This is a genomic window from Streptomyces sp. CNQ329 (assembly GCF_000482585.1).
In genome coordinates this window covers 25,909-44,889 of record NZ_AXVU01000039.1, presented here as the reverse complement: position 1 = coordinate 44,889, position 18,981 = coordinate 25,909, and the positions used below count along the sequence as shown (strand labels likewise).

Annotated in this window: 18 protein-coding genes; 8 read left to right on the top strand and 10 right to left on the bottom strand. The window is 72.2% G+C overall.

Annotated features, from left to right (window positions below; all coding sequences use genetic code 11):
• The first annotated feature begins 129 nt into the window (after nucleotides 1–129).
• The gene (locus tag I003_RS0123320) at nucleotides 130–1,281 is read left to right on the top strand and encodes a peptidoglycan recognition protein family protein (protein ID WP_486584347.1); all 1,152 of its coding nucleotides are present in this window, start codon (nucleotides 130–132) and stop codon (nucleotides 1,279–1,281) included.
• Nucleotides 1,282–1,308: 27 nt separating this feature from the next.
• Here the strand turns inward: I003_RS0123320 and I003_RS0123315 are convergent, their stop codons facing one another.
• Together I003_RS0123315 and I003_RS0123310 are read right to left on the bottom strand one after the other, a co-directional pair.
• Nucleotides 1,309–2,424 (bottom strand): winged helix DNA-binding domain-containing protein, encoded by a 1,116-nt coding sequence (locus I003_RS0123315; RefSeq protein ID WP_027773722.1) that lies wholly within the window; start codon nucleotides 2,422–2,424, stop codon nucleotides 1,309–1,311.
• A 97-nt stretch (nucleotides 2,425–2,521) separates the two neighbouring features.
• Entirely contained in the window at nucleotides 2,522–3,481 is a 960-nt protein-coding gene (locus I003_RS0123310; protein WP_027773721.1) for an EamA family transporter, read from the bottom strand.
• A gap of 370 nt (nucleotides 3,482–3,851) precedes the next feature.
• Here I003_RS0123310 and I003_RS0123305 point away from each other — a divergent pair, with 370 nt between their 5' ends.
• The 4 genes from I003_RS0123305 (at nucleotide 3,852) to I003_RS0123290 (ending at nucleotide 6,689) form a co-directional block, all read left to right on the top strand.
• Nucleotides 3,852–4,088: a hypothetical protein gene (locus I003_RS0123305; protein ID WP_027773720.1), complete on the top strand. Its 237-nt coding sequence runs from the start codon at nucleotides 3,852–3,854 to the stop codon at nucleotides 4,086–4,088.
• Nucleotides 4,089–4,149: 61 nt separating this feature from the next.
• Nucleotides 4,150–5,112, top strand: a complete 963-nt coding sequence (locus tag I003_RS0123300) for a pyridoxal-phosphate dependent enzyme (protein WP_027773719.1) — start codon at nucleotides 4,150–4,152, stop codon at nucleotides 5,110–5,112.
• Between the two features lie 303 nt (nucleotides 5,113–5,415).
• Nucleotides 5,416–5,829: an ATP-binding protein gene (locus I003_RS0123295; protein WP_027753975.1), complete on the top strand. Its 414-nt coding sequence runs from the start codon at nucleotides 5,416–5,418 to the stop codon at nucleotides 5,827–5,829.
• A complete protein-coding gene (locus tag I003_RS0123290) occupies nucleotides 5,718–6,689 on the top strand; it encodes an RNA polymerase sigma factor SigF (protein WP_486584346.1) in 972 nt (323 codons plus the stop codon). The genes I003_RS0123295 and I003_RS0123290 overlap by 112 nt, the downstream gene beginning before the upstream one ends.
• A gap of 155 nt (nucleotides 6,690–6,844) precedes the next feature.
• Here I003_RS0123290 and I003_RS37015 read toward each other — a convergent pair whose 3' ends face one another.
• Nucleotides 6,845–7,561 (bottom strand): hypothetical protein, encoded by a 717-nt coding sequence (locus I003_RS37015; protein ID WP_027773717.1) that lies wholly within the window; start codon nucleotides 7,559–7,561, stop codon nucleotides 6,845–6,847.
• Nucleotides 7,562–7,641: 80 nt separating this feature from the next.
• Between I003_RS37015 and I003_RS0123280 the strand changes: the two genes are divergently transcribed.
• Both I003_RS0123280 and I003_RS0123275 read left to right on the top strand, forming a co-directional pair.
• The gene (locus tag I003_RS0123280) at nucleotides 7,642–8,610 is read left to right on the top strand and encodes a diacylglycerol kinase family protein (RefSeq protein WP_027773716.1); all 969 of its coding nucleotides are present in this window, start codon (nucleotides 7,642–7,644) and stop codon (nucleotides 8,608–8,610) included.
• 315 nt (nucleotides 8,611–8,925) lie between these two features.
• Complete coding sequence (locus tag I003_RS0123275; RefSeq protein WP_018835069.1) at nucleotides 8,926–9,183, top strand: WhiB family transcriptional regulator; 258 nt, start codon at nucleotides 8,926–8,928, stop codon at nucleotides 9,181–9,183.
• Nucleotides 9,184–9,450: 267 nt separating this feature from the next.
• Here I003_RS0123275 and I003_RS0123270 read toward each other — a convergent pair whose 3' ends face one another.
• Together I003_RS0123270 and I003_RS0123265 are read right to left on the bottom strand one after the other, a co-directional pair.
• On the bottom strand, nucleotides 9,451–10,932 hold the full coding sequence (locus I003_RS0123270) for a PAS domain-containing sensor histidine kinase (RefSeq protein WP_027773715.1): 1,482 nt from the start codon (nucleotides 10,930–10,932) through the stop codon (nucleotides 9,451–9,453).
• 313 nt (nucleotides 10,933–11,245) lie between these two features.
• Nucleotides 11,246–11,878, bottom strand: coding sequence for a TetR/AcrR family transcriptional regulator (locus tag I003_RS0123265; RefSeq protein WP_027773714.1), 633 nt, complete (start codon nucleotides 11,876–11,878; stop codon nucleotides 11,246–11,248).
• Between the two features lie 80 nt (nucleotides 11,879–11,958).
• Between I003_RS0123265 and I003_RS0123260 the strand changes: the two genes are divergently transcribed.
• Nucleotides 11,959–12,711, top strand: a complete 753-nt coding sequence (locus I003_RS0123260; protein WP_027773713.1) for an SDR family oxidoreductase — start codon at nucleotides 11,959–11,961, stop codon at nucleotides 12,709–12,711.
• A gap of 72 nt (nucleotides 12,712–12,783) precedes the next feature.
• Here the strand turns inward: I003_RS0123260 and I003_RS0123255 are convergent, their stop codons facing one another.
• From I003_RS0123255 to I003_RS0123235, 5 genes are all read right to left on the bottom strand, one after another.
• Complete coding sequence (locus I003_RS0123255) at nucleotides 12,784–13,833, bottom strand: SIS domain-containing protein (protein WP_027773712.1); 1,050 nt, start codon at nucleotides 13,831–13,833, stop codon at nucleotides 12,784–12,786.
• A 47-nt stretch (nucleotides 13,834–13,880) separates the two neighbouring features.
• Nucleotides 13,881–15,449, bottom strand: coding sequence for a glycoside hydrolase family 3 N-terminal domain-containing protein (locus I003_RS0123250; RefSeq protein WP_027773711.1), 1,569 nt, complete (start codon nucleotides 15,447–15,449; stop codon nucleotides 13,881–13,883).
• Nucleotides 15,450–15,509: 60 nt separating this feature from the next.
• Nucleotides 15,510–16,340: a carbohydrate ABC transporter permease gene (locus I003_RS0123245; protein ID WP_027773710.1), complete on the bottom strand. Its 831-nt coding sequence runs from the start codon at nucleotides 16,338–16,340 to the stop codon at nucleotides 15,510–15,512.
• Entirely contained in the window at nucleotides 16,337–17,323 is a 987-nt protein-coding gene (locus I003_RS0123240; RefSeq protein ID WP_027773709.1) for a carbohydrate ABC transporter permease, read from the bottom strand. Before I003_RS0123240 ends, I003_RS0123245 begins: the two co-directional genes overlap by 4 nt.
• 90 nt (nucleotides 17,324–17,413) lie before the next feature.
• Nucleotides 17,414–18,700 carry an extracellular solute-binding protein gene (locus I003_RS0123235; protein ID WP_027773708.1) on the bottom strand — a complete coding sequence of 429 codons (1,287 nt, stop codon included), beginning with the start codon at nucleotides 18,698–18,700 and terminating at the stop codon, nucleotides 17,414–17,416.
• Nucleotides 18,701–18,981 lie beyond the last annotated feature (281 nt).

Below are 18,981 nucleotides of genomic sequence, written 5' to 3'. Positions count from 1 at the left end.
GCCGCGGGGGTCCTGAGCCGACGTCAACTGGCCTGGGTGGTCTGGACATTGGCACACGCGGTCGGATAAACAGGGTGTCCGTCGCACATGCGTACACGGAGCAGCGTGCCGAACCGTGAAAGGACCGCCATGCGATCTGGGCCCGTGTATGTCTCCCGGCGAACCGCGCTCAAAGCCGGCGCCGGCGCCGCACTCACCGTCGGCGGAGGCGGCGCGCTGGTGCTCGGCGGCAGCGCCGCGGCCGACAGCGGCGCGTCCCTGCGCCGGACGGCGGACGACCCCTCGTACGTGATCGGCACCGCGGACTGGGGCGCCCGGCCGCCCGCCGGGAACGTCTCGGTCTCGTCCGGGACGACCACCAAGATCGTCGTCCACCACACCGCGTTCCCGAACAGCACGGACTACTCGTACGAGGCCGCCGTCTTCATGGCACGCGAGATCCAGGATCTGCACATGGACGACAACGGCTGGATCGACAGCGGCCAGCACTTCACGATCAGCCGCGGCGGCCATGTCCTGGAGGGCCGGCACGGCAGCCTGGAGGCCCTGTCCGACGGCGGCTACCAGGTCGTCAGCGCACACGCGGTCGGCGAGAACACCCGCGGCATAGGCATCGAGAACGACGGCCACTACGTCAACGACACCCCGCCGTCCGCGCTGCTGTTCTCGCTCCGGCGGCTCTGCGTGACGATCGGCACGAAGTACGGCTTCGGCGCGGACCGCATCTTCGGCCACTGGGACTTCAACGACACGCAGTGCCCGGGCGCGCTCTTCTACCGCGAGTTCCCGGCGCTGCGCCGGCAGGTGGCGCAGGTGCTCGGCCAGAGCCCGGACGAGATCGCGGCGCGCACCTGGCCCGACACGTACTCGTCGAGCAAGGGCGGGACGGTCGAGATGGTGCAGCGGCTGCTGCGCGCCTACGGGTACGAACTCCAGGCGGACGGCGTGTACGGGCCGGTGACGCTGGAGGTGGTGCACACCTTCCAGCGCACGATGGGGCTGCCGACCGCGGAGGACGGCACGCTCGACAACGCCACGTGGGAGGCCCTGACCGTGCCGGTGAGCACGGGCCACAGCGGGGAGGCGGTGCTCGCGGTGCAGCAGATGCTGGTGCGCAAGCTGCACCTGGAGCAGGCCACGGGCCGCTACGACGCGGCGACGACCGCCGCGGTGGCCGAGATGCAGGAGCTGCACGGGCTGCAGGCGACGGGCGCGATGGACGTGGCCACGTGGTGTGCGACGGCGGGCGGGGTCGTGCGCGAGGAGTTCACGACCGTATGAGACGGGGGACGGCGCGGCTTCACCGGCCTAGCCGGGAGGGGCGAATCTGACCTCCGTCTTCTCCGCCTCCGGTGCGGCGAAGGCCAGCAGATCCGCGGCCGCCGCCGCCAGCCGGTCCCTGTCGGAGCCGGACAGGGCGGAGAACGGCCTGAGTTCGACCGCGGCCGAGGCGCGCTTCAGCTCCGGCCGCCACACGCCGGCGACCCGGCCGTCCAGCAGCATCGTGCCGCGCACGATGCCGTTCGCCGTGAACACCCGCCGCTCGTCGGCCTTGTCGATGATCCGCGTACGGTCCGCGTGTGCGAGCAGCACGTTGTCGAAGGGGCCCAGGAGCAGCGGCGGCACCGGGGCGGCGGGGTCGGGCAGTTCGGTGCCGGCGAGGTCGAACAGCTCCCGCCCCGCCGCGTCCCGGTACGCCGCCAGTCGCGGGCGCAGCCGGTCGAAGACCGGCTTGAGCCGGGTCAGCGACAGCCACTTCTGCGCGTCGGCGACCGACGCGGGGCCGTACGCGGCGAGGTAGCGCAGCACCGTCTCGTCCGCGGCGGGGTCGGTGGCGGAGGGGGCGCCGAGCCACTGGTCGGCGTGCGCGTAGACCAGCCCGCCGCTCGCGCCCCACACGCCGCGCGGGGGCACCTGCACCAGCGGCAGCAGCGAGCGGGCGAGGTAGGCCAGGTCGTTCGGTCCGGCGTCGGGCCAGCGGGCGGCGAGCCGGGCGCCGAGGTCGTGGTTGTGCAGAGGGCCGGCGGCCAGCGCCGCCCGGGCGGCGTCGGCGAGTGCGGCCGGGTCGAGACCGGGGACCCGGCGGCCTGCGGTGGTGGCGGACAGCGTCCTGTCGAGGGAGGGCTGCACCACGGCCCGCAGCCGCAGCGCGTCGCGGGCGCTGACGAGGTGGATCGTGCCGCGCATCATCACCAGGCGCACCGCCCGGCGCCCGGTCAGCAGCGTCGACAGATCGCGGGTGGTGAAGCCCGCGAGCCGGCTCCAGAGCTGGTAGTACGGGGCGTCGCCGGACTGCGCCTGGAGCGCGACGAGGTGCTCCACGGCATCCAGCGGCGGCGCCTCGCGCCGCTGGAGGAGCCACTGCCGGCTGAGCAGGGCGCGGCCCAGCGCGCGGGCGTCGAGAACGGTGCCGGGCGAGGTCATGCGCGTTCCCTTCGTCGTGCAGGTGTACGAGCATGCCACCCCGTGATCCGCCGCCGGCCCGGCCGCGCCCCGCCGTACCGGTGCCGCACGGCCCCCGTCAGCCGCTCGCCCCCCGCGCCGGAGGGCGCGACGGGGTCCGTACCGCGCCGATGCTCGCCGCGATCACCATGGCGATCGCCACGCACTGCACCGGCGTGAGCCCCTGGTCCAGCACCAGGTATCCGGCGAGCGCCGCGAGCGCCGGCGCCAGGCTCATCATCAGCGCGAACGTCGCCGCCGGCAGGCGGCGCAGAGCGAACTGGTCCAGCGCGTACGGCAGTCCGGAGGACATCACCGCCACCGCCAGGCCCAGCCCCAGGGTCGCCGGCTCCACCAGCCGGCTTCCCGCGCTCGCCACCCCGACCGGCAGGCTGATCACCGCGGCCACCGACATCGCTATCGCCAGCCCGTCGGCCCGCGGGAAGCGCATCCCGGCCCGCGCGCTCAGCAGGATGTACGTCGCCCACATGGTGCCCGCGCCGAGCGCGAAGGCGATGCCCAGCGGGTCCAGCCCGCCGAACCCGCCGCCGCTCAGCAGCACCACCCCGCCCAGCGCCAGCGCCGCCCACAGCAGGCTCGCCAGCCGCCGGCCGGCGAGCACGGACAGGGTCAGCGGCCCGAGCACCTCGAACGTGACCGCGGGGCCCAGCGGGATCCGGTCGACGGCCTGGTAGAAGACCATGTTCATGCTGCCGAGCGCGACGCCGAAGCCGCACAGCACCGCCCAGTCGCCCCGCGCGTGGCCCCTCAGCCGTGGCCGGAAGACGAGCATCAGCAAGACCGCAGCGAGCGTCAGCCGCAGCGTCACCACGCCCAGCGCGCCCGCCCGCGGGAACAGCAGCGCGGCGACCGCGGCACCGAACTGCGTGGACAGCGAGCCGGTCACCACCAGCACGACACCGCCGAGCCGCCCGGCCCGTACGTCCGCGGCGGCGGCCCCGACGGGCAGGGACGCTGCGGGGGAACCCTCGGAAGCGGAGGCGGCGGCGGGGACGGGGACGGAGCTCTGGGACGTCACGCCCCCACGCTACGAGGGCGGGGCCCGCGCGTGAAATGCACGGCATGCCGCGATCTCCGCCGTGCGTAGCGCCGGTGTCACCGCCGCGGCCACCGCGCGGACGCACCGCCCTCACTCGGTTGCCCGCGTCCCGCCGGCCGCGAGCGCAGGCCGTCCCCGTGGCGCCCGCGCGGCGGGACCTGCCGGGCCACCCCCGCGGTTCCCGCGCTGCCGGGATGCTTGCGCACCCGGTCGCCGGGAACCCGCCCAGGAACCGGCGGACCCGGGGAACCGTTGATCCATAAAGTGGCGCGCGGGATACTTGGGAACATAGCGGTAGAAGCGGAAGAATCCACCCCAGCACGTCAGGCGACTTCGTCAGGAGACAGACATGGCAAGCTTCATCGACCGCGCGAAGGAGAAGGCGGAGACCGCGCTCAACCAGGGCAAGGAGAAGGTCGGGGAGGTGCAGGCGCAGCGCGAGGGCCAGGCCCTCCTGCGCCGGCTCGGCGCGGCCTACTTCAACGAGCAGCGCGGCAGCGGCTCACCGCAGGAGGTGCAGGACGCCCTGCAGGCGGTCCATGCACACGTCGCCCAGCACGGCGACGGATTCCTCACCCGCGGCTGAGCCCGGGGCGGGCCGGGCCGCAGGCCCGGCACCGGCCCCGCCGGCCAGCGAGCAGCGTTCCATGCACGCGCCCAAGCCTTCCGGACCCGCGACTCCGCCGTCCGGCGACCCGCCGCCCGCCGGCCCGCCCGGCGGGCTTGCGGCGCTCAGCCCCCGGCTGCCCTCGCCGCTGGAAGAGGTGGCGGACGACCGCCTCGCCGCCCGCGGCGTACGGCTGCTGCTCAAGCGGGACGACCTGATCCACCCGGCACTGCCGGGCAACAAGTGGCGCAAGCTGATGCCGAACCTGGAGCGGCGCGCGGCCGGCTGCCCCGGCGGGGACGGCAGGCCGCTGCTCACGTTCGGCGGCGCGTACTCCAACCACCTGCGGGCCACCGCCGCCGCCGGCCGGCTGCTCGGCATCGGCACGGTCGGGGTGGTCCGGGGCGCCGAGCTGGCGGAGCGCCCGCTCAACGCGTCCCTCGCGCAGGCGGCGGCGGACGGCATGCGGCTGCACTTCGTCTCGCGCGCGGCGTACCGGAGGCGCACCGACCCCGCCTTCCACGCCGGACTACGCGCGGAGTTCGGCGACTTCCAGCTCATCCCGGAGGGCGGCAGCAACGCGGCGGCGGTCCGCGGCTGCGCCGGACTCGGCCGCGAGCTCGCGGGCGTGGCGCAGACGGCGGTGGTCGCGTGCGGTACGGGCGGCACGCTCGCGGGTCTGGCCGCCGGGCTGCCCGCGGGAGCGCGGGCGATCGGCATACCGGTGCTCAAGGGCGGCTTCCTCGGTGCCGACGTCGTACGGCTGCAGACCGCCGCGTTCGGGGGCAGGCGCGGCGACTGGCGCCTCGCGGACGGCTTCCACTTCGGCGGCTTCGCCCGCCGCTCCCCCGAACTCGATGCCTTCGCCGCCGACTTCAGCGCCCGCCACGGACTCACCCCCGAACCCGTGTACGTCGCGAAGATGCTCTACGCCGTCGTCGCCCTCGCGGCCGACGGCGCGTTCCCGCCCGGCTCCACGGTCGCGGCGGTCGTCACCGGCTGACCCGGTTGTCGCCCGGACGAGGGAAGCCGGTCGGCAGTTGTCGGCGGGCCCTGACATAATGGCAACCCGGAGTGACCGCACGGGAATTGGGACGAGAAAGCCCTAGCCACGGAGCGTAACGAGGGTTTACTATTAGTGACAGCCGCGGGATGGGGTGGCCTTCTCCGGTCCAGGAGACAGCAGCTCATCGCACGCGGTAGCGTCGCAGGCGAACGATTTGCCACGCCGGTCCGTTACTCTCGGTGACGGAGGGCAGGCCGGCGTTCCCATGGCAGAGAGTCGCCACGCACCTTGGAGGTGAGGGTGTCCCAGTTCGAAGGCGAGCCCAGTCCGAAGGACTTCGTCGAAGTCCGGCTGCCGGCTGCGGGGGCGTACCTATCGGTGCTCCGCACCGCCACGGCAGGGCTCGCTGCCCGCCTGGACTTCACGCTCGACGAGATCGAGGATCTGCGCATCGCGGTCGACGAGGCCTGCGCCATCCTCCTCCAACAGGCCGTTCCCGGCTCCGTTCTCACGTGCGTCTTCCAGCTCGGGGACGATGCGCTGCTGGTGACGGTGTCCGCGCCGACCACCGACGGCCGGGCGCCCGAGCGCGACACTTTCGCGTGGACCGTGCTGTCCGCACTCGCCGGCAGGGTGGACGCGACCGTGGGGGACGACCGCACGGTCACGATCAGCCTGCTCAAGGAGCGCGGCGCGGCGCCGGGGCTGACGTGACGTACGTCAGGGGCGTTCCGATGCGAGACGAGGGCCGGCTGGCCGCGGCGGAGCGAGAGCGGGCGGACCACATGGACGGACTGCAGCAGCACGACAGGCGTGAACCGCAGGACCGCAGCGGCGCGCGGGCGATGTTCCACGAGCTGCGCAAGCTGCCCGCGGACTCCCCCGAGCACGCCGAGCTGCGGAACGCCCTCGTGCAGATGCACCTGCCGCTGGTGGAGCATCTGGCCCGGCGCTTCCGCAACCGCGGCGAGCCGCTGGACGACCTCACCCAGGTCGCCACCATCGGCCTGATCAAGTCCGTGGACCGCTTCGACCCCGACCGCGGCGTGGAGTTCTCGACGTACGCGACCCCCACGGTCGTCGGCGAGATCAAGCGGCACTTCCGCGACAAGGGCTGGGCGGTGCGGGTGCCGCGGCGGCTGCAGGAGCTGCGGCTGTCACTGACCTCCGCGACCGCCGAGCTGTCCCAGTTGCACGGCCGGGCGCCGACGGTGCACGAACTGGCGCAGAAACTCAACATCTCCGAGGAAGAGGTCCTGGAGGGCCTGGAGTCGGCGAACGCGTACTCCACGCTCTCCCTCGACGTCCCCGACACCGACGACGAGTCTCCGGCCGTCGCCGACACCCTCGGCGCGGAGGACGACGCCCTGGAGGGCGTCGAGTACCGCGAGTCGCTCAAGCCGCTGCTGGAGGAGCTGCCGCCGCGGGAGAAGAAGATCCTCCTGCTTCGCTTCTTCGGGAACATGACCCAGTCCCAGATCGCCCAAGAGGTCGGCATCTCGCAGATGCACGTCTCCCGGCTACTGGCACGCACGCTGGCGCAGTTGCGCGAGCGGCTGCTCGTCGAGGAGTGAGCGGCGGGGCGCGTGCGCCCCGCCGTGACCCGTGAGGCGCCGTACGCCGTTCTCCGCCGCCCGGATGCCCTGCCGCGGGGGGACGGGAGGTCTTCGTACCGAACGGGCCGTGCGGCGGGCCGTACGCGCTCCTGCGCCCCTCCCGCGCCGCGGTGCTACGCCGTCCGGCCCGGACCCACGCCCAGCGCCTCTGCCGTGCTCGGGCTGAGCACGCAGACGAGCGCCGCCATCGCGACCGCGCCCACCGCGAGGCCCAGCGGCAGCATCACGCCGCCCGTGGAGGCCATCGCCACGGCCACCGGCAGCGCCAGGATCTGCGTGATCATCGAAGGACCACGGCTCCAGCGGCGCTGCCGCCACAGCCCGTGCGCCGCGGCCAGCGGCAGCGCACCGAGGGCCAGCACGGTGAGTCCGCCGAAGACGGCCTGACGGGTGCTGTCCGGTTCGCCGACGATCCCGAGCAGCAGCTCGTAGCCTCCGAGGACGGCGATGACGAGCCCTTCGATCGCGGTCAGGAAGGCTGCCACGGTCACCCGCGGCGGTCGTGGCCCCCGCTCCTCGGCGGACGTCTCCGCCCCGTCCGCCGCGGCCTTGCCGGCCCCGGAGTCCTTCGGCGCCGCCGGCTTCCGCCCGGGGGTCTCCCCCGTGGCCGGCTGCGTGCCGCGCTTACCCGGCGCACGCCCGGCCGTCCCGCTCCCGGCGGCGTCCCCCGCGCTCCCGCGCTCGGCGGACGTAGCGCCCGGCGCCCCGGCCGCGGCACCCGCATCGGCCGCGGCGGCGGCGGCAGCCTTCTTCCGTCCCGGACCGGCCGTCTTCTCCCGCCCGGACCGGGCCGCCTGCTTCCGCCCGCCCCGGCCCTGCGTTCCGCTCATGCGCCCCAGCCTACTGGGGGCCGGCCGCCCGCCGTGCCGGGGCTGGGCCCGGCTACTTTTCCGTAGGTAACCTGCATGCCATGCGCGCGCTCCTCGTGGTGAACCCCGCCGCCACCGACACCAGTGCCCGGACCCGCGACGTGCTGATCCACGCACTCGCCAGCGATCTGAAGCTGGAGACGGTCACCACCGAATACCGGGGCCACGCCCGCGACGTCGCGCGGCACGCGGCGGACAGCGGCGGGATCGACGTCGTCGTCGCCCTCGGCGGCGACGGCACCGTCAACGAGGTCGTCAACGGCCTGCTGCACCACGGCCCCGCGCCCGAGGAACTGCCCCGTCTCGCCGTCGTCCCCGGCGGCTCCACGAACGTCTTCGCCCGCGCCCTCGGCCTGCCCAACGACGCGGTCGAGGCCACCGGCGCGCTGCTCGACGCCATGCACTCCGGCAGCGAACGCACCGTCGGCCTCGGGCTCGCCTCCGGCACCCCGGACACCGACGACGAGGGCGCGCCGGCGCGCTGGTTCACGTTCTGCGCGGGCATGGGGTTCGACGCGGGCGTCGTCGGCCGCGTCGAGCAGAAGCGCGAGCGCGGCAAGAAGTCCACGCACCCGCTCTACGTCCGGCAGTTGCTGCGCCAGTGGCTCGGCGAGGGCGACCGCCGGCACGGCTCGATCACGCTGCGGCGCCCGGCCCAGGAGCCCGTCGAGGGCCTGGTGCTCTCGCTCGTCTGCAACACCTCGCCGTGGAGCTACCTGGGCAACCGTCCCCTCTACGCGACCCCCGGCGCCTCCTTTGACACCGCCCTCGACGTGCTGGGGCTCGCCCGCCTCTCCACCCCCTCCCTGCTGCGCTACGGGACCCAGTTGCTGACCTCCTCGCCGGAGCGCGGGCCCCACGGCAAGCACGCGGTGTCCCTGCACGATCTCACCGACTTCACCTTGGAATCACAGGTGCCACTGCCCTTCCAGATGGACGGTGACCACCTGGGACTGCGTACGAGCGTGACCTTCACAGGCGTACGGCGCGCACTGCGTGTGATTGTGTGAGTGGAAGACCCGAAAGTCCTTCCAGTCGAACGTTTAGGCTGCGCCTCACCCCCTGGAAGTGGGGCCCTTAGTCAACTGAGACCAAGGAATCCAAAGAAACTTCCCGGAAGGGGTTGTATCCGAAGCTGAGGTTTGCGAACCTCTTCATGGCGGCCGGAACGCCTCCCCTCAGGGACCTCCCTCCGGCGCACTCGCCCCCTCCACATGTTGAAGGTCACACCGGAAATCTGGTCGGACCCCTTCACTTGTCGGAGGATTCGTGAAAGCGTTCACATTCACAAGCAACCGACAGCAACGCGAAGAGATGGAGCAGTCATGGACTGGCGTCACAGCGCCGTTTGCCGCGAGGAAGACCCCGAGCTCTTCTTCCCGATCGGCAACACCGGTCCTGCGCTGCTGCAGATCGAGGAAGCCAAGGCCGTCTGCCGTCGCTGCCCCGTGATGGAGCAGTGCCTGCAGTGGGCGCTGGAGTCCGGTCAGGACTCCGGTGTCTGGGGTGGCCTCAGCGAGGACGAGCGCCGCGCGATGAAGCGCCGCGCCGCCCGCAACCGGGCGCGCAGGGCAAGCGCCTGACCCGACACCCCCCGGATGCGCGAAGGCGCCGTGGGACCCACGGCGCCGCTCTCCCCGAGCCGCAGCGCAGCAGCCGCACCACGAGTCACCTGAGAGCCCCGGAGCCGACGGCCCGGGGCTTTTTGCTGCCTGACACCCCTGGCTCCCCCGTTGATCCGACTCCCCGTTGATCCGGCTTTTCCGCCCGTCCCGGCGCGTGGTGCCGCGGGCGGCGCCCGCGGCCGTCCACCCGTGCCGTCCACCCGCGTACGGCCGGTCCCCGGCGCGTCAGCGCTTCTCGGGTTGCACGGGAATGTCGAACACCACCCGGGTGCCCCCCTCCGGGGCCCGCGCCATCGAGAACGTGCCCGCCAACTCGCCCTCGACGAGCGTGCGTACGATCTGCAGCCCCAGGCTTCCGGACGTCACCGGGTCGAACCCCTCCGGCAGCCCTCGCCCGTCGTCCTGCACGGTGACCAGCAGCCGGCTGTCCCGCCGTCCGCTGGAGCGCAGCGCGGCGACCTCCACGCGCCCCGACTCCCCCGGCCCGAAGCCGTGTTCCAGGGCGTTCTGCAGCACCTCGGTCAGCACCATGGACAGCGGCGTGGCGACTTCCGCCTGCAGCACACCGAAGCGTCCGGTGCGGTGCCCCGTCACCCGGCCGGGGCTGATCTCCGCCACCATCGCCACCACCCGGTCGGCGATCTCGTCGAACTCCACGGTCTCGTCGAGGTTCTGCGACAGCGTCTCGTGCACGATGGCGATCGACCCGACCCGTCGTACCGCCTCGTCGAGCGCCGCCCGCGCCCGCCCGTCGGGGTCCTCGGCGGCCAGCCGGCGCGACTGCAGCCGCAGCAGGGCGGCGACGGTCTGCAGGTTGTTCTTCACCCGGTGGTGGATCTCACGGATGGTGGCGTCCTTGGTCATCAGCTCGCGCTCGCGCCGCCGGATCTCGGTGACGTCGCGCAGCAGCACCAGCGACCCGATGCGCGTCCCGCGCGGCTTCAGCGGGATCGCCCGCAACTGGATCACGCCGCCGTTGCCCTCCACCTCCGCCTCCCGCGGCGCCCACCCGCTGGCGAGCTTGACCAGCGCCTCGTCCACCGGCTCCTTGCTGACCGCCAGTTCCGAGGTCGCCTGGCCGAGGTGGCGGCCGACGAGGTCGGCGGCCTGGCCGAGCCGGTGGTAGGCGGAGAGTGCGTTGGGCGAGGCGTACTGGACGATGCCGTCCGCGTCGAGCCGGATGAGCCCGTCGCCGACCCGGGGTGAGGTCTCCGTGTCGCCCTGCTGGCCGGGGTAGGGGAACGCGCCCGCGGCGATCATCTGCGCGAGATCGGAGGCGCTCTGCAGATAGGTCAGCTCCAGCCGGCTGGGGGTGCGCACGGTCAGCAGGTTGGTGTTGCGGGCGATGACGCCCAGGACACGGCTCTCCCGGCGCACGGGGATGGACTCGATCCGTACGGGCACCTCCTCGCGCCACTCCGGGTCGCCCTCGCGCACGATCCGGCCCTCGTCGAGGGCCGCGTCGAGCATGGGACGCCGGCCGCGCGGGACGGTGTGGCCGACCATGTCGTCCTGGTACGAGGTGGGGCCGGTGTTCGGGCGCATCTGCGCCACGGAGACGTAGCGGGCGCCGTCGACGGTGGGGACCCACAGCACGAGGTCGGCGAAGGACAGGTCGGCGAGCAACTGCCACTCCGAAACGAGGAGGTGCAGCCACTCCAGGTCGGTCTCGCTCAGCGCCGTGTGCCGGCGGACGAGTTCGTTCATGGACGGCACACCTGGAGCCTACCGGCGAGGTCACGACGCGGCCGCCGGCAGCCGCGGCACCCGCGGCGCGGGCGGGAGCCGGAACGCACTTCGGGCCGCGATGCCTGGACCGGGACCCTCAACCCGTCCGGCACCGCGGCCCGGAGCCAAGCACCGGTGCGCACGTCGCGGAGTGTGCGGCCCCGCGGCGTCGCAGCCGGTGAAGAGGCCGGGACGCAGTCAGGGCAGAGAACGTCTCGGGCCTCGTTCCGCCCCGTCGTGCGGAAGGGGCGGAAGCCTGACAAGCATTGTGGACTAGACCACTCCCGGCTGTCTACGCCCCTGACGTACCGACTTGGCGGCCCTCGGCGCTCGCCGCGAACCCCGCCGCGGCGACCTCCGCCACCCGCAGCAGCAACTCCCGGGGGGCACCGTCCCTGGCCTGCGTCGACAGGCCCTGGAGCACGGCTCCGGCGTACCCGGCGAGCATCTCGGCGTCGGTCTCTGGAGGCAGCACGCCGGCGGTCACGTCGGCCTGGACGCGCGCGGTCATGGCGGCGAGGTTCAGCTCCCGCAACTCGCGCATCTTCTCCACCACCTCCGGCGTGGTGGCGCTCACGCCGACGCTGAGGACCATGCAGCCGCGCGGGCGGCCCGGAGCGGTGTAGCCCACCGCGGCCTCGCGCAGGATGCGCGTGAAGGCGGCGACGGCGGTGGGCTCCTCGGCCATCGCGCGGTCGATGAACGTGCCGTTGTCGGTACGCACGTACGCCTCGACCGCCGCGTCGAAGAGCGCCTTCTTGTCGCCGAAGGCGGCGTACAGGCTCGGCGCTCCGATGCCGAGGAGGCGGGTGAGGTCGGCGACGGACGTGGCCTCGTAGCCCTGCTGCCAGAAGGCGTGCAGGGCCTTCTCCAGCGCCTCCTCGCGGTCGAAGGAGCGGGGGCGTCCACGCTGCTTGGTGGCCATGGCAGCAATTCTATAGCGCCCGCTAGCTAATGTGATACGGTCCTTTCTGTAGCGACCTTTACAGAAAGGGGGGCGCGGCCATGGGCGCGCTCACTGGCAAGACGGCACTGGTCACGGGCGCAAGCCGCGGTATCGGCAGGGCGATCGCGGAGCGGCTGGGACGGGACGGCGCGCGCGTCGCCGTGCACTACGGGAGCAACGAGACGGCGGCGAAGGAGACCGTCGCCGCGATAGAGGAGGCCGGGGGCGAGGCGTTCGCGATCAGGGCCGAGCTGGGCGTGCCGGGGGACGCGGCGGCGCTGTGGGCGGAGTTCGACCGGCACGCGGACGGGCTCGACATCCTCGTCAACAACGCGGGTGCCGCCCTGCAGGCGCTCATCGAGGACACCGAGGAGGCCGACTTCGACCGGTTGTTCGCGGTGAACACCAAGGCGCCGTTCTTCGTCACCAAGCTGGGCCTGCCCCGGCTGCGGGACGGCGGGCGCATCGTCAACGTCTCCACGGTGGCCACACACGCCGCGATGATGCCCACGCTCCTGGCGTACACGATGTCGAAGAGCGCGGTGGACGCCTTCACCAAGTTCCTGTCGAAGTCCGTGGGCGAGCGGGGCATCACCGTCAACGCGGTCGCGCCCGGTGCCCTGGACACCGACATGAACGCGGCCTGGCTGCGCGACAACGACGACGCCAAGGCGGGCGTGGCGGCGATGTCGCCGCTCGGCCGGATCCCGGACGTCAGCGAGGTCGCGGACACGGTGGCGTTCCTGGTCTCCGGCGACGCCAAGGCGCTCACCGGTACGTACGTCGACGTCTCCGGCGGCGTGCTGCTCTAGCCCCGTCCAGGACACCGAGCGGCCCCGGCCCCCGCGAGGGGGCCGGGGCCGTGGTCGGTCCCGGCCGGGCGCTCAGCGCGTCTGGGTGACCTTCGCCAGCGAACGCGGCGCGTCCGGGTCCTGGCCGCGGGCGATGGTGACCTCGTACGCGAGCAGTTGGAGCGGCAGGATCTCCAGGATCGGCTGGACCTCCTCCGCCACCCCGGCGGTCGGCAGCGCGAAGCCCCCCGCGGCGGCGTCGACCTGCGCCCCGGGGCCGATGACGACGAGGTCCGCGCCACGGTCGCGCAGCCGGTCCAGCACCGGCTGCAGCGCCTCGCCGCCGCGGCCGTCGGTGACGATCGCGATGACCGGCGAGACGTTGTCGACCATGGCCAGCGGACCGTGCAGCAGGTCGGCGCCGGAGTAGGACAGCGCCGGGATGTACGACGTCTCCATCAGCTTCAGCGCCGCCTCCTTGGCCGTCGGATAGCCGAAGCCGCGCGAGGTGAGGACCATCCGCTCGGCGAAGCGGTAGCGCTGGGCCAGGGCCTTCACCTCGTCCTGCCGGGCGAGGATCTGCTCGGCCAGCTCCGGCAGCATCGCGGCGGCCTCGCCGCGCCCGCCGCGCATGCCCTCGACGAAGAGGTAGAGCGCCAGCAGGGAGGCGGTGTACGTCTTGGTCGCCGGCAGCGCCTTCTCCGGGCCGGCCTGCACGTCGATGTGGTATTCGCTCACCCCGGCCAGCGGCGAGTCCGGGTTGTTCGTCACCGCCAGGGTGATGGCGCCGACCTCGCGGGCGGCCCGGGTGGAGGCGACGAGGTCGGGCGAGCCGCCGGACTGGCTCACGGTGATGACCAGCACGTCGGTGAGGTCCTGCTTGGCCTCGTACGCCGTCGTGGTGGACATCGACGTCAGCCCGCAGGGCAGTCCGAGCTGGATCTCCATCAGGTACTTGGCGTACAGCGCGGCGTTGTCCGACGTGCCCCGCGCGGTGAGCAGGACGAAGCGCGGCGCGCGGGCCGCGATCGCCTCGGCGACCCTGCGGATCTCCGGGGCGCCGTGCGCCAGGACGCGGCGCAGGGCCTCGGGCTGTTCGGCCATCTCGCCGGCCATGATCCGGCCCGGCTGGGCGGCAGTCATGCGGAGTGCCTCCGTAGTGCGGTGTCAGGTGGTGGGGCGGGTGGCGGTCAGGCCCCGGCGCCCTTGCCGGTGATGACCTCCGCGGCGGCGCGTCCGCAGACGCGGGCGGCACCGTGTGTCGCGATGTGCGGCGCCCCGCGCGGCGGCGCCTGCGGCACGCCCATCTCCACCACGACGGTGTCGGGACGGGCGGTGAGCAGGGCGTCGAGCGCATCCGCCATCCAGGGGTGACGGTGGACGTCGCGCACCACTGCGACGATCCTACGATCACCCGCCGCCGCGAGTACATTTGCGGTCAGCGCCGACAAACCCTCCCGGCTCGCCGTGGCCCCGCTGCCGCCGCCGTCGGCGCCCGCCGCCGAGCCGTCGAAGACCGCGGACTCGGTGCCGGGCAACTCGCGCTCCAGCTCCGCGCCGACCCCCCACGGGGTCTCCTGGCCCACCGCGATGCTGGCCACCGGCGTGAACCCGGCCACGTACACCGGGCCGGCCGGCGGCTCGTATCCGGCGGCGCCGGTGACGCGCAGCGCCCTGCGGGCCGCGGCCTGGCCGACGCCGGGGTCCGGCGCGATCCCCTCCACCGCGCCGGACGCCGCCGCCGACCAGGCGGCCAGCGCCCGTACCCGGGCGGCGGCGTCCGCGAGCCGTTCCTCGGGCAGGTCCCCGCCGCGCACCGCGGCCACCAGGGCGTCGCGGGTGCGCAGCACGATCTCCTCGTCGCCGCGGGCCCCGATGCACATCGCGTCGGCGCCGGCCGCGACGGCCCGTACCGCACCGCCTTCGATGCCGTACGTCGCGGCGATGGCCTGCATCTCCAGTGCGTCCGTGATGATCAGGCCGGTGAAGCCGAGCCCGCCGTCGGCCACCGGGGCGCGCAGCAGGCCGCTGAGCACCGCGGGGCTGACCGTGGCGGGCACGTCCGTCCGCAGCGCGGGCAGCAGGATGTGCGCGCTCATCACCGCCTTGGTGCCGGCGGCGACGGCGGCCCGGAACGGCACCAGCTCGCGCTCGCGCAGCACGTCGACGGGGACGTCGATGCGCGGCATGGCGTGGTGGGAGTCGACGTTGGTGTCGCCGTGACCGGGGAAGTGCTTCGCGCAGGCGCTGACGCCCGCGTCCTGCAGGCCCTCGATGTACGCGGCGGTGTGCCGGGCGACGAGCGCGGGGTCGGTGCCGAAGGAACGCACACCGATGACCGGGTTGTCCGGGTTGGAGTTGACGTCGGCCGACGGTGCCCAGTCCAGGTTCACGCCGACCTCGGCGAGCCGGCGGCCCAGTTCCCGGGCGACGGCCCGGGTCAGCCCGGGGTCGTCGACGGCGCCGAGGGCGAGGTTGCCGGGGAACGAGGAGCCGGTGCGCACCTCGAGCCGGGTGACGTCGCCGCCCTCCTCGTCCATCGCCACCAGCACGTCGGGCCGGACGGCGCGCAGCCGGGCGGTGAGCCGGGCGACCTGCTCGGGATTTTCGATGTTGCGGCCGAAGAGCCCGACGCCGGTCAGGCCCTCGTCGAGGCGGCGCAGCACCCAGTCCGGGGGCTTGGTGCCCAGGAAGCTCGGCTGCAGTACGGCGAGGGCGTCCCGGGTCAGGGTGTCGGTGGTCCCTGCGAGTGTCGTCATGGCCGTCGTGCTGTCCCTTCCCGCGACGGGTGGTCCCGCCGCAGCTTACGAGGTGGTACGTCAGCCCTTCACGGCACCGGCCGTCAGGCCCGCGGTGACCTTGCGCTGGAGGTAGAGGAAGAGCAGCAGGATGGGCAGGGCGAACAGCGACGCGGCGGCCATGGTGGCGCCCCAGTCGTCGCCGAACTGGGTCTGGAACTGCGACAGCCACAGCGGCAGGGTCTGCGCCTCGGCCTCCTTGTTGAGGACCAGCACCATCGGGAACTCGTTCCAGGCGGTGATGAAGCCGAAGAGCGAGGTGGCCATCAGGCCCGGCGCCAGCAGCGGGAAGATCACCTTGCGGAACGCCTGGGTGCGGGTGGCGCCGTCGACCATGGCCGCCTCCTCCAGGTCCTTGGGCACCGCTGCCACGAAGTTGCGCAGGGTCAGGATGGTCAGCGGCAGCACCATCACGGTGTAGAAGAGCGTGAGCGGCACCAGGCTGTTCAGCATGTCCGCGTCGCGCACCAGCATGTACACCGAGATGACCATGACCTCCCAGGGCGCCATCTGCGCGAACATGAACACCAGGATGAGGCTTGTCCGGCCCCGGAAGCGCATCCGCGCGATGGCGAAGGCCGCCAGCAGCGCGATGAGCAGCGAGAAGCCGACCGCCAGCAGGGTCACGGTGAGCGAGTTCCTCCAGAAGTTCCAGAAGTTGTCGGCGTCGAAGGCCGTGCGGTAGTGCTCGAAGGTCGGGTCCACGGGGAACCAGACCGGGTCCTCACTGATGATGTCGCCGGTCGGCTTGAGGGACGTGGCGAACATCCAGTACACGGGGAAGAGGAAGATGACGAACAGCACCAGGGCCGTCGCGTTGGGCCAGAAGCGGCCGAAGAGCGAGCGCCTCACGAGTCTTCCCTCTCCTGCTTCATGAGCAAGCGGATGTAGTACGACGTCAGCCCCATCAGGACCAGGATGGTGAGGACGGAGATGGCCGCGCCCATGCCGTAGTGCTGGTTGCCGACGCCCTCGACGAAGGCGTAGACGGGCAGCGTCTCCGTGAGCCGGTCGGGCCCGCCGCCGTTGATCGCGTAGACGTGCGGGAACGCCTTGAAGATCCAGATGATCTCCAGGAACGTGGTGGCGAGCAGGAACGGCCTGATGAACGGGAGGGTCACCGACGTGAAGGTGCGCCACGCGCCGGCGCCGTCGAGCCCAGCGGCCTCGTACAGCTCCTTGGCGATCGTGGTCGTGGCGGCGTAGAGGTTGATCGCCACGAACGGGACCGACGTCCAGACGAGCATCACCGTGATCACGAAGAAGGTGGAGAACTGGCTGCTGGTCCAGGAGTGGTCGGCCATCGCGTGCCAGCCGAGCTTGTCCAGGACCCAGTTGACGACGCCGTAGCGCTCCGCGAACAGCCACTGGTAGACGGTGGTGGCCGCGATGATGGGCATCGCCCAGGCGAGCACGAGCGCCATCATCAGCGTGAGCCGCATCCTGCGGCCGAGCCGGGCGAGCAGCAGCCCGACCAGGGTGCCGAGCACCATGATGAGCGAGACGTTGACCGCGGTGAAGACGATCGTGCGGAGCGTGACGCGCCAGAAGTCCTCGCCGCCGAGGGCGTCGGTGTAGTTGTCGACGCCGTTCCATACGGTGAGGTGCTGGATCAGCTCCTTCATGCCGAGCTGCTGGAACGACAGGATGCCGTTCTTGACCAGCGGCCAGCCGAGCAGCACCACGGTGAGCACCAGCGCGGGCAGCAGGAGCAGGTACGGGAGGGTGCCGGCGGTTCCCTGGGCCTTGGGGTGGCGTCCGGGCGGTGGGGGCGGTGTCGTACGGGCGCGGCCTGGGGCCTTCTCGGTGGCCGGCCTCGGTGTCTGCACTGTCATGATGCGGCGATCTCTTCGGGACGAGGTGGTTTCGGACCCGCGGGTGCGGGCGGGGCCGGGTCGTTCCCGGTCCCGCCCGCCCGATGACGCTTACTCCTGTGCCAGGCGCTCGTTGAGATCGCCCTCGACCGATTCGGCGGCTTCCTCGTGGGAGTCGCCGTTGAGGAAGGCGGTCATGTAGGACTTGATGGGGTTGGGGGTGTTCTCCACCGCGCCCCACTCGGGGATGAGCGGCGTGGTGCCGCCGACGGCGGCGGCCGGCGCGGCGGCCTCGGCCGCCTCGTTGCCCTCCAGCTTCGCCAGCAGCGCGTCCTTGTTGGGGATCACGCCGTTGGCCGCCGCGAGGGCGCCCTCATGCTTGTCGGAGAGCACGATCTTCAGGAACTCCCGGGCGAGTTCCTGCTTCTCGCTGCCCGCGGCGACGGCCAGGTTGGAGCCGCCGAGGAAGACGCTCTCGGGGGTGTCGGCGGTCTCACCGGGGATGGTGAAGTAGCCGATCTCCTTCTCGAAGTTCTTGTCCTTGCTGGCCTCGATCGCGATGCCGGACTCCCAGCCCATGCCGATGATCGCGCCGGTCCTGCCCTTGCCGAAGACCTCGCCCTGCTGCGGGGTGGCCTCGTCCTTGTCCTTGGGCGCCGTGGAGTAGTCGGCGTACTGCTTGTAGATCTCCATGGCCTGCCCGACCTTGGGGTCGGAGAGGTTGGAGACCCACGTGTCGCCGTCCTGCTTCACCAGCTCGGCGTCCTGGCCGATGAGCAGGCCGTCGAAGAAGTACCAGTTCTGGCCGGGCATGTAGATCGGCTCGGCGTCGGTGTTCTTCTCGATCTTGTCGAACGCGGCGAAGAGGTTGTCACGGGTCCGGGGAAGCTCCTTGATACCGGCTTCCTTGAAGATCGACTTGTTGTACAGCACCACGCGGTTGGCGAAGTACCACGGCACGGCGTACTGCTTGCCCTCGTAGATCGACGACTCGTTGAGGGACTCGGTCCACTCGGTGCCGATCTCGTCCTTAAGCTCTGTCAGATCGGCCAGACCGCCGGTCGCCGCATAGGCGGGCGTCTGGGTGTTGCCGACCTCGATGACGTCGGGCGGGCTCTCCTCGGACAGGGCGGTGGTCAGCTTCTGCTGAATGCCGTTCCACTGCTGCACCTTGTATGCGAGCGTGGCGCCCGTCTTCTTCTCGAACTCGGCCTCGACGTCCTTCAGCCAGTCGTCCGGTGTGGAGCCGTCCATGGCCCAGAAGGTGAGCGTCTCGCCCTTGAACGACCCGGGGCCGCTCCCCTGGGAGCCGTCGTCGCCACCATCGTCAGAACCGCAGGCGGCGAGGCTTGCCACCAGGCCAGCCGCCGCCAGCACCGCTACCGCCGTGCGCTTCACGTCACCCTCCTCAACATGCCGGCCCACGCCCCCGCTGCCGTCTTTCGCCGGCGATTCGCCACCGAAAAGTCCTTGCTCCCGGACCCTGCCCGTGGAGTGGACTTGTGGTCTTTAATGGTTTAGACCAGGTTGACGGTCTTGGTCTGGACCAATCGTGGAACGAAGCCTGGCCTAGACCAATGAGGGTGTCAAGGGTGTGCGGCCTGCCGGTCCGGCTTCCGTTACCGGACCGACATGTGAGCCATCCCGTCACCCCGCGAGGCACCGACGGGTGACGAGCC

Excerpts from the sequence above, each read along its gene's own strand:
- I003_RS0123320 (WP_486584347.1), top strand. The coding sequence starts at position 130 with ATGCGATCTGGGCCCGTGTATGTCTCCCGGCGAACCGCGCTCAAAGCC.
- I003_RS0123315 (WP_027773722.1), bottom strand. The coding sequence starts at position 2,424 with ATGACCTCGCCCGGCACCGTTCTCGACGCCCGCGCGCTGGGCCGCGCC.
- I003_RS0123305 (WP_027773720.1), top strand. The coding sequence starts at position 3,852 with ATGGCAAGCTTCATCGACCGCGCGAAGGAGAAGGCGGAGACCGCGCTC.
- I003_RS0123300 (WP_027773719.1), top strand. The coding sequence starts at position 4,150 with ATGCACGCGCCCAAGCCTTCCGGACCCGCGACTCCGCCGTCCGGCGAC.
- I003_RS37015 (WP_027773717.1), bottom strand. The coding sequence starts at position 7,561 with ATGAGCGGAACGCAGGGCCGGGGCGGGCGGAAGCAGGCGGCCCGGTCC.
- I003_RS0123280 (WP_027773716.1), top strand. The coding sequence starts at position 7,642 with ATGCGCGCGCTCCTCGTGGTGAACCCCGCCGCCACCGACACCAGTGCC.
- I003_RS0123275 (WP_018835069.1), top strand. The coding sequence starts at position 8,926 with ATGGACTGGCGTCACAGCGCCGTTTGCCGCGAGGAAGACCCCGAGCTC.
- I003_RS0123270 (WP_027773715.1), bottom strand. The coding sequence starts at position 10,932 with ATGAACGAACTCGTCCGCCGGCACACGGCGCTGAGCGAGACCGACCTG.
- I003_RS0123265 (WP_027773714.1), bottom strand. The coding sequence starts at position 11,878 with ATGGCCACCAAGCAGCGTGGACGCCCCCGCTCCTTCGACCGCGAGGAG.
- I003_RS0123260 (WP_027773713.1), top strand. The coding sequence starts at position 11,959 with ATGGGCGCGCTCACTGGCAAGACGGCACTGGTCACGGGCGCAAGCCGC.
- I003_RS0123255 (WP_027773712.1), bottom strand. The coding sequence starts at position 13,833 with ATGACTGCCGCCCAGCCGGGCCGGATCATGGCCGGCGAGATGGCCGAA.
- I003_RS0123250 (WP_027773711.1), bottom strand. The coding sequence starts at position 15,449 with ATGACGACACTCGCAGGGACCACCGACACCCTGACCCGGGACGCCCTC.
- I003_RS0123240 (WP_027773709.1), bottom strand. The coding sequence starts at position 17,323 with ATGACAGTGCAGACACCGAGGCCGGCCACCGAGAAGGCCCCAGGCCGC.